This window comes from Rickettsia endosymbiont of Culicoides newsteadi (genome assembly GCF_002259525.1).
Lineage (GTDB): Bacteria > Pseudomonadota > Alphaproteobacteria > Rickettsiales > Rickettsiaceae > Tisiphia.
Genome location: NZ_MWZE01000073.1, coordinates 1 through 6,186, shown reverse-complemented (window position 1 = coordinate 6,186; position 6,186 = coordinate 1). Strand labels below are relative to the sequence as shown.

Sequence of the window (6,186 nt, the reverse complement as noted above, 5' to 3'; positions counted from 1 at the left end):
AAAAAAACATTTATCACAGGCATTAACTCCTTGCAACTCCTATATCTCCTTTATTTTTTCTTATCCCTTATCCCGAATTGACGTGATTTGGATAATGTACCATATTTTTATGGTATTGCGGGTATTGCTAAACAAATTTATGATCACATGGAAGCTAGTGCTTTGATAGCTGGCAACGTCATTAATTTTACGTTAAATAATTCATTGTTAAAAGATGTCAAGATTACTATACCAGTTTCTAAATATACTAAATATGTTTTTAAACAAATGATAGATGGTGGTAAAAGTTTGCAGGAGATGTTTGATTTAATTAGAGAAGAATTGCAACAAGAAATTACTAACGAAGCATTATTGTTTGAAGTAAAGACTATATTTGATCCATTTTTTACTACAGGGATTATGTTGCTTCATGACAAATCAGTAAAACTTTCTTAAAGTATAGTCAATTAACTTGAATTAGTGCCGAATAAGCACCCATCGTGCTGTATATTAGCAAGAAGGCGTAAGCTTCTGAAGCAATCTAGTAATGGATTGCTTCAACCATTACATGGTCTCGCAATGACATGTATGCATCTCAAGCGTCATTGCGAGAAGGCGTAAGCCTCATAACTGTTGAAAGTTAGAAGAGGAAGCGGTTTTAGACCGGATAGTTTAAAAGTCGTATGTGGTCAACGTCATTGCGAGAAAGACCGTAGGTCAACGAAGCAATCCACAAAAGTAATCAAAAGTGGATTGCCACGACCACTACGTGGTCTCGCAATGACAGAAAACCTATCTAAAACCTGCTTTACCTTCTAACTTTCAGCAGTTGTAGCGTAAGCCTTCGAAGCAATCTATTTCTAATCGCTTTTTCTTGGATTGCCGCGTCGCCGCTTTTAGCGGCTCCTCGCAATGACTTTTGGGGTGCATATTCGGCACTAATTCAGGTTAATTGACTATAACAATTCACCATATTTTAATTGATACACTCTATGCATTTTACTTGCCATTTCATGATTATGAGTTACCACAATAATAGAAGTATTCTTTTGATTAACAGTTTTGAGTAATAAGTTAAAAACCTCATTAGCTGTATTAGGATCTAGATTACCAGTAGGTTCATCAGCTAAAATAATTTGAGGATTATTAATTAAACTACGGGCAATAGCCACTCTTTGTTGTTCGCCACCAGATAACTCACCCGGCATGTTATGTATTTTATTAGCCAGCCCTAACTCTACTAGCAACTCTTCTGCTTCCCTGAAAGCGGATTTACGATTATTACCAGCAATCAATTTTGGCATTGCTACATTCTCTAAGGCAGTAAAATCTTTGAGTAAATGATGTCGTTGATAGATAAAACCTATATTATGCAATCTTATTATATGAGCATAATTCTGGGAATAATTTATGGAATTTATTTCTACCACACCACTATTCGGGGTATCAAGTAAACCAGCTATATGCAGTAAAGTTGACTTACCACTACCAGAAGAACCTATTATGGCAACTAATTCTCCTTGCATTACAGTTAAGTTAACATTACTTAATACTTCAACAATAGATTTTCCCTGCTGATATTTTTTAGAAATATTTTTTAATGTTAATACAGCTTTATTCATAACGAAGGGCATCCACAGGATTCAATTTAGCAGCTTTATATGCCGGATAAATTGTTGCACAAAAACATAAAACTATAGAAATACTTGCCACTAATGTTATATCTTCCATTTTTACCTTCGATGGTAGACTATATAAATAATAAATTGCTGCTTCAAAAATTTTAGTACCAGTTATTTTTTCCAAAATATTTTTAATAGACTGAATATTATAAGCAAAGCTTGTACCCAATATTATACCTAAAACAGTACCTGGTACACCGATAAACATGCCGTTACAAATAAAAATAAGCATAATCTGCCGAGTACTTGCACCAATAGTACGCAGCACTGCAATATCTGAGGTTTTGTCTTTAACCAACATAAACAAACTAGAAACGATGTTAAAGGCTGCTACCATAATAATTAAGGAAAGAATAGTAAACATTGCTACTCTCTCAACAGCTAAAGCATTTAGAAACTGTAGATGCGATTTTTGCCAACTTATCACTCGTAATTTTGAGCCTAAAATATTTTGTATCTCCCAAGCATAAATTCCCGCGTTACTCGGTTCTATTGTTATTACCTCGATTAGATTAATAACTTCACCAAAAGACAAGAAATTTTGTGCGGCAATAAGCGGCATTAAAATAGTTGCCGCATCATAATCATATGCACCGCTAGTGAAAGTAGCCACAACCATGAACTCTTTAGATCTAGGCATACTACCAAAGGCAGTAGAAATTGAATTAGGAGAAATTAATTTTATTTTGTCTCCTGCTTGAATTCCTAGGTTATAAGCAAGTTCATTACCAATTGCCACCACATCTTTACCAGAAAAATCAGCAAAATCTCCGGTATTAACATTTTGTAAAATCTGATTTTTATATTTTAGTTCACTTAAATCTATACCTTTAATTACCGCACCACTATTTGCTCTGTTACCTAGGGCTAGAGCTTGACCCACAACGCTTGGAGAAATATGTTTTATATAATTTTTACTAAGTAACTTTTTGTTAATTTCATCATAATTTGCTATAAAACGTGATAATGGGGTTATGCTAATGTCACCATTAAGCCCAATAATGTTTTTAGTTAATTCATAATGAAAACCGTTCATAACGGACATGACCACGATCAGTGCGGCAACGCCAATGGTTACACCGATCAAAGAAAAACCAGAAATAATAGAAACAAATTTCTCATTCTTCTTGGCTCTAAAATATCGGGCTGCTACTTTTAGAATAAAATTATTTTTTATCATTATTATAATTCAGATTCATTAAAAATCTTATCTTCTTGCAATAGTTTATAACAGAAAATCAATGCTATGACTATAGTGATACACATAACAATTGCTAATGACGTAAAATTACCCTGATAAAAATAGCTAGCCAATTGCAAACATATTGCTGTAATAATCAATCTTCCTGAGGTAAATATAGCACTAAACCTGGCTTTAGCATTTGGTATGCTATCTAATGCAAGAGGTAATAATATATTACAAGGAAATATGCTACCAATTGCCACTAATTGTACTACTATTGTTATTGTTAATGGATCATTAGTTTTAAGTATAATCAAAATTATAGCAGCAATTATAAAAGCTACCAGTGCTGCAATACTAAAGAAAAAACATTTTTTCTGTCCAAACTTGTTTAATAAATAGCCATTGCTAAAACTAAAAGCTGAAAATATTGCTGCCAATGCTCCTTGATATAGACCAAATTGTTGAATAGGTACCCCTAAATCTCGCATATACAAGATAGGAGAAATAGCAATAAACACCCAATAAGCTTGAAATAAAAAAATCAGAGTTATTAGATAATAGATAGCTTTTTTAGACTTAAAGACTACGCTATATTCTCTTAGGGATATTTTTACATTATCATTTGCCTGCCCTTTGGGAATAAATAATATGCCGATTATCAAACACAAGACTCCCAATATTAACAGTATAGCAAAATTCCCTCGCCAACTAAGCAAAAAATTTACATAACTTCCTACTACCGGGGCAAAAGCCATAGCTAAGCTAATAGTACCATTTAAAGTACCCACCATTCGTTGTTGTTGTTCGACCGAATATATATCAGCAAGTACTAGATAGCAAAGCACTGCTACTCCAGATATACCAGCCCCTTGCAGGAATCTACCAAATAATATCATATAATAATCGATGGCAAACAGACAAAATACACTGCCAATCACAAATATTACAAGACCTATAAGAATAATTACTCTTCTACCAAACCTATCTCCTAAATTTCCAACAATTAGAGCTGTGAAACAATGGGCTATAAGATTTATTCCTAGTAAAAATTCGACCTTAAAAGTAGAAATATTAAAGGTATCTTGTAAATCTGGAAAACTAGGGACAAATAAATCTACCTCAGCCCCAGCCAAAATTTCCATAATTATAATAGCAATAAACAAATTCATGCAAACACACTTTTGAATTTAAAAATGAATATATATTATATAACTCACCTTACACATATAGTCAATTAACCTGAATTAGCGCCAAATAAGCACCCATCGTGCTGTCATTGCGAGGAGGTGTAAGCCTCCGAAGCAATCCATTAATAGTTTTTTTGGATTGCTTCGTCGCTACTAAAGTAGCTTCTCGCAATGACGCTAAACTATTTTCTATATGACTTTTAAATGCCATACGTAAGGTGAGTTATATAAAAACACTTCCAATATTTTTCAACTTATTTTGCAGGTCTGTTTCCACAGAAATAACAAGAACTCAGCTATAACTAAAGAATGAAACGGGAGAATGACAAGAAGACGAAATGTCCAGAAATGATACCACTTTTTACAGTGTCGAAAGAAAGAGCTGGTATAGAAAATATCCTATACCAGCCTGTAGAATAAAGAAATTATTTCTTTTCTTCTTTCTTGTCGTCTTTTTTCTTCGTATTTGTTGTATCTTGGTTATCCGCATTTTCTTCTTGTTGCTGATCCGTAGCAGTTGAATCTTTTTTATCAGAAGACGAACCCGCAGCAAAAGCAGAAATAGAGAAAGCCAAAGTTAGAATAATAGTTAGTAAATTTTTCATAGTAAACCTCATTTTTTGTACTGGTGATTCTAGCTTAAAATGTATAATATTCAAGTCAAATAATAGATAAAATTGTTTTCTTACATAAAAATAAATTATTAATATGATAACTATGTGTCATTTTAGTTAATCTATACTTAATTTATATGATTTTTACTGGTATAGTTAATTGATGAGAAATTGGGGACGTTGTTGCTCATAAGCGTTAGTTTAAGAAAACAATAACTGAAAAACCGTCGTTGCGAGGAGACCTTAGGTCGACGAAGCAATTCAGAAAAGTGATTAGAAAAGATTGCCACGCCACCTACGGTGGCTCGCTAATAGACGACTTTTCTACTTTATTTTCTTAAACTAATGCCTATACGGCATCGCTCCTAGCCCCAAATTCTCCTGAATTGACTATATCAACTCAAATAATTTGAAGAATTAAATAATTTTTATAAAAATCTATTAGTGGGAGAGTAATTTTGGTTATACTAGGAATTGACCCATCTTTAGCTGGTATGGGATGGGGAGTAATTGATACTAATCCTCTGAAATATTTAGCTAGCGGGGTGATAAAGACTAAATCAAGTGAGCTGATGCATAAAAGGTTAGCTTTCATTACGGCATCCTTGCAAAAGGTAATAACGCAATATCAACCTGTTATTGTTGCGATGGAGGAGACTTTTGTTAATATGAATAGTGTATCATCTTTGAAATTGGGATATGCTAGAGGGGCGGTTATGTCACTTATTGGAGGATATGATGTTGCTTTTCGAGAATTTAAACCTAATGTTATTAAGAAATCAGTAGTGGGATATGGACACGCCGAAAAAAATCAGGTTTTGCAAATGATTAAGCTTTTACTACCAGGGGCAGTTGCTATTAGTAACTTTGATGAAGCAGATGCTCTTGCGGTAGCCTATGTTTGCTTTGCTTGTACCCCAAAAGTTTGAAAAATTAATATGTAATATAATTAAGTATTAGAATATGTCACGAAATCAAAAACATCCAGGCTCAAAAGATTTGAGTATGCCAATTATTATTTTAGTAGAGCCTCAAATGGGGGAGAATATTGGTGCCACTGCCAGAGCAATGAAAAATTTTAATGCTTCAGAGTTGAGAATTGTTACGCCTAGAGATGGTTGGCCAAACAAACAGGCACGTAGTGTGGCGGTATCAGCGATAGATATCATAGATGATGCTAAGATTTATGATAGTTTAGAAGCCAGTATCGAGGATATTGATTATTTATATGCAACAACTGTAGCATCACGTAATATCAATAAAGATTATGTTCTATCAGAGAATTTAAGTCAAGATTGTCCGGCAGGTCTTAAGGTAGGTATTATGTTTGGTCGTGAAAATTGTGGTTTGCAAAATAGGGAAATTACTTATGCCCATAAGATTATTAATATTAATACCGGAGATTTTAATTCTCTGAACATTGCCCAGTCGGTAATTATCATATGTTATGAGTTACGTCAATTCGGGATAAGGGATAAGAAAAAATAAAGGAGATATAGGAGTTGCAAGGAGTTAATGCCTGTGATAAATGTTTTTTT

General features: G+C 33.5%; 6 protein-coding genes and 1 pseudogene. 3 read left to right on the top strand and 4 right to left on the bottom strand.

What is annotated here, in order from left to right:
• Window positions 1-87: 87 nt before the first annotated feature.
• The gene (locus RiCNE_RS05315; RefSeq protein WP_094649561.1) at window positions 88-435 is read left to right on the top strand and encodes a hypothetical protein; all 348 of its coding nucleotides are present in this window, start codon (window positions 88-90) and stop codon (window positions 433-435) included.
• Window positions 436-935: 500 nt separating this feature from the next.
• On the opposite strand, the gene RiCNE_RS05310 is transcribed toward RiCNE_RS05315, so the two are convergent.
• The 4 genes from RiCNE_RS05310 to RiCNE_RS05295 all read right to left on the bottom strand — a co-directional run bounded on the left by RiCNE_RS05310 (window position 936) and on the right by RiCNE_RS05295 (window position 4,693).
• Window positions 936-1,601 carry an ABC transporter ATP-binding protein gene (locus RiCNE_RS05310; RefSeq protein WP_094649560.1) on the bottom strand — a complete coding sequence of 222 codons (666 nt, stop codon included), beginning with the start codon at window positions 1,599-1,601 and terminating at the stop codon, window positions 936-938.
• Window positions 1,594-2,841: a lipoprotein-releasing ABC transporter permease subunit gene (locus tag RiCNE_RS05305; RefSeq protein WP_094649559.1), complete on the bottom strand. Its 1,248-nt coding sequence runs from the start codon at window positions 2,839-2,841 to the stop codon at window positions 1,594-1,596. Before RiCNE_RS05305 ends, RiCNE_RS05310 begins: the two co-directional genes overlap by 8 nt.
• Before the next feature lie 2 nt (window positions 2,842-2,843).
• Entirely contained in the window at window positions 2,844-4,016 is a 1,173-nt protein-coding gene (locus tag RiCNE_RS05300; RefSeq protein ID WP_094649558.1) for a multidrug effflux MFS transporter, read from the bottom strand.
• Window positions 4,017-4,459: 443 nt separating this feature from the next.
• Entirely contained in the window at window positions 4,460-4,693 is a 234-nt protein-coding gene (locus tag RiCNE_RS05295; protein ID WP_133062952.1) for a hypothetical protein, read from the bottom strand.
• Window positions 4,694-5,106: 413 nt separating this feature from the next.
• Between RiCNE_RS05295 and ruvC the strand changes: the two genes are divergently transcribed.
• Window positions 5,107-5,577: a crossover junction endodeoxyribonuclease RuvC gene (gene ruvC, locus RiCNE_RS05290; protein ID WP_094649556.1), complete on the top strand. Its 471-nt coding sequence runs from the start codon at window positions 5,107-5,109 to the stop codon at window positions 5,575-5,577.
• A gap of 76 nt (window positions 5,578-5,653) precedes the next feature.
• Window positions 5,654-6,103, top strand: a pseudogene (locus tag RiCNE_RS05285) (RNA methyltransferase); the annotation flags it as partial.
• Between the last annotated feature and the right edge of the window lie 83 nt (window positions 6,104-6,186).

What these genes read in the sequence shown, in the direction of transcription:
- RiCNE_RS05310 (WP_094649560.1), bottom strand. Translation starts at nt 1,601, where the DNA reads ATGAATAAAGCTGTATTAACATTAAAAAATATTTCTAAAAAATATCAG.
- RiCNE_RS05305 (WP_094649559.1), bottom strand. Translation starts at nt 2,841, where the DNA reads ATGATAAAAAATAATTTTATTCTAAAAGTAGCAGCCCGATATTTTAGA.
- RiCNE_RS05300 (WP_094649558.1), bottom strand. Translation starts at nt 4,016, where the DNA reads ATGAATTTGTTTATTGCTATTATAATTATGGAAATTTTGGCTGGGGCT.